We start from the raw sequence: 2476 nt of genomic DNA on the forward strand, positions 1-2476 counted from the left end.
CCAATTTGCATACTTTTCACCCAATAATTTTCACAAAAAAATCAGATGAAGTTATCGGCCAGGCCACCAAAGGGCAATCTATAAAACGTCGGTTTAGGAGACAGCGCCACCAGGAACGTTGGCACGGCGGCCGGTACGGTCGCTGCTGGCGATGATTCACGTATTGCAGGAGCTCTGCAAACCTCAGGCGGAACACTTACAGGCCCGCTGAATTTGAAAGGCGCACCCATTGCAGCTGATGCCAACTCTGTTATTTCCGCAAACGGTGGTCTCGATGTCGATTTGGCAAAGGGATTTTTGATGAGGGGGAGAGTACAGCAGGGGGCAGGCAAAGATAACAATATACTGACTGTTTCCGGCGATGGTAACACTGGCGCGACAGGGTATGTCGGAGCATTTCAGTACAACTGGTATGCCGACGGCTGGATCGCCGGGATAACTCGTGGTTCAGGTACCAACACGCTTACATACTCCATCTACTATAACGGTGCATCGTATGGCACAGGGTCAAAACTGTGGAGCTTTAATTACGATGGTTCTGCCACTTCTCCGGGCGCGTGGGTTAATGGTTCTGATATCCGTCACAAATTTGATATTGAGGTTGTGAAAAATTCTCTGGCCGCAGTTATTAGCTGGCGCGGCACGACATACGAGATTAAAGACGGTGGCCGGGGCGTAGGCCTAATTGCCCAGGATGTTGAGAAGTGGTGCCCCGATGCAGTCAAGACATACGGAGACCGTAAGTTCAGTGATGAAACGGTGATTGAGAACTTTAAATTTCTTGATACCTCTGGCGTGTCGGCTGCTTACCACACTGAGGCCATAAAAGAACTATTCAGCCTGATTGACCTTGCACTAACCGATCCAGAAAAAGCGCGTGAAAAAATAAATGAGGTAAAACACTCGCAGCAAAACATCCCAACATAATGCCTGTTTTTTAACCCACACATTTTATTACTTTACTTCAGCTCTCTCAGTTCCTCGGATGGAATAGCAAACCTCGGTTTGGGAGACAGCGCCACAGCCAACTTCGGAAGCCTCGAGATCGGAGCCAAAAAACCTTCTTCAGCAAGCTTTGTTGATTTCCATTTTCTGGGTACTAACGACTATGACGCGCGCATTTTGTGTGGGGGCAATTCAAGCGGCTCTATTGGTAAAGGGGACTTCACATTTTACGGCGGGAGATACGTATTTATCGGGGATAGTTTTGAATTCCGTAACCCCATCTACTGTCAAAATAGCATCAGCGCCGAGGGCTCGGTCAAAGCCGTAACATCGGCTAACATATGGGCTCCCAACGATGCGAGTAACGTCCATGTGTGGTTTTACGGTACAGGTGGGAATGCATCACGTGGGGTAATCTATGCTGGCAAGGATGGCTATATCCGACTCAGGCCCGATAACAACGATAATGGTGGCGCGAATGGCTACAGCTTCATTTTTGGAGCTGATGGTAAGTTTACCTGCGTCACGATGAACCAGACTTCTGATGAGCGAGTGAAATTCGATAAAGAGCCCGTCAGTAAAGCACTTGAGAAGATTTGTTCCCTGACGGGTTATACGTTCGGCATTCAGCTCACAGAATCGGAGTCGGTACGCAGCGCAGGCATCATCGCCCAGGAACTGGAGCGGGTTCTGCCGGTTGCAGTGAGCTCTGACGGCTCCGGCACAACGCCGGAAGGCAAAGAGATTAATGACCTCAAAACCGTAGACTACAGCGCAATGAGCGCCCTCTACGTTGAGGCAATCAAGGAATTAACCAACCGGCTGAAAGGTGTTGAGAGCGAACTTGCTGCGCTAAAGGACTGCCCAAACGTTTAATTTTCTCTCTTACCTTCTAAAGCCCTGACGCGGATTGCCAGGGCTTTTATCGCGGCCAGCGCATCGAGCAAAAGAGGTGTCTGGTCAAGGTGTAATATGCCCCCTATTTCTTTGACATATTCTGGATCGATTGTCTGAATTTGCTGTGATATCACTCCGCGACGTGGGGTTTGCGTTTCATCATCTTTGAAGGTGAAGTGTTTGAACTCCATCCGCGAAATGTTGCCCAGCGCCTCTTCTGGATCGAGGTCGTCACCAATATTTTTCATAATTCTGTCAGAAACTGCAGACGTCATTATTTCCTTCCATGGGCTCCATCCATCAGTATTGTAACCCCTGAAAAAAAATCTTCCCGCATCTGTTTTGCTGGCATACGGCAAGCAGAACTGCGTTAAGGCTGCATCAGAAATACGAACATAATTTTGAACATACCCATACCAGCTGGTGATTGGCCCTGAAGTTGATTTCGCCATATCTAACAGCAAACGATAAGTACCGGGCTCAGTTAGGCTATTGAAGTTTGTCCCGTCAGGAGCAACTGCCATATCTGTTTTAAAGGCCCTGGCATCACCAGTTGGCAACCCGAATGCCCCCACCTGCATGACGTTCCCGGCAGTCGTTCCGACGTCCTTTGTCGCGCTACTTCCCAAACCGA

3 protein-coding genes are annotated in these 2476 nt (G+C 49.0%); 2 read left to right on the top strand and 1 reads right to left on the bottom strand.

Annotation, left to right across the window (positions count from 1 at the left end; genetic code table 11):
• The first annotated feature begins 213 nt into the window (after window positions 1–213).
• Together L462_RS00020 and L462_RS00015 are read left to right on the top strand one after the other, a co-directional pair.
• Window positions 214–927 (top strand): tail fiber domain-containing protein, encoded by a 714-nt coding sequence (locus L462_RS00020; RefSeq protein ID WP_082209516.1) that lies wholly within the window; start codon window positions 214–216, stop codon window positions 925–927.
• 78 nt (window positions 928–1005) lie between these two features.
• Window positions 1006–1821 (top strand): tail fiber domain-containing protein, encoded by an 816-nt coding sequence (locus L462_RS00015; protein WP_032679841.1) that lies wholly within the window; start codon window positions 1006–1008, stop codon window positions 1819–1821.
• Here the strand turns inward: L462_RS00015 and L462_RS24070 are convergent.
• Window positions 1818–2476: pyocin knob domain-containing S74 family peptidase (locus L462_RS24070; RefSeq protein WP_219810785.1), on the bottom strand; the 659-nt coding region annotated here is incomplete at its 5' end. The two genes, L462_RS00015 and L462_RS24070, sit on opposite strands and share 4 nt — an antisense overlap.

This window comes from Enterobacter sp. BIDMC 26, from assembly GCF_000534435.1.
GTDB lineage: Bacteria > Pseudomonadota > Gammaproteobacteria > Enterobacterales > Enterobacteriaceae > Enterobacter > Enterobacter ludwigii.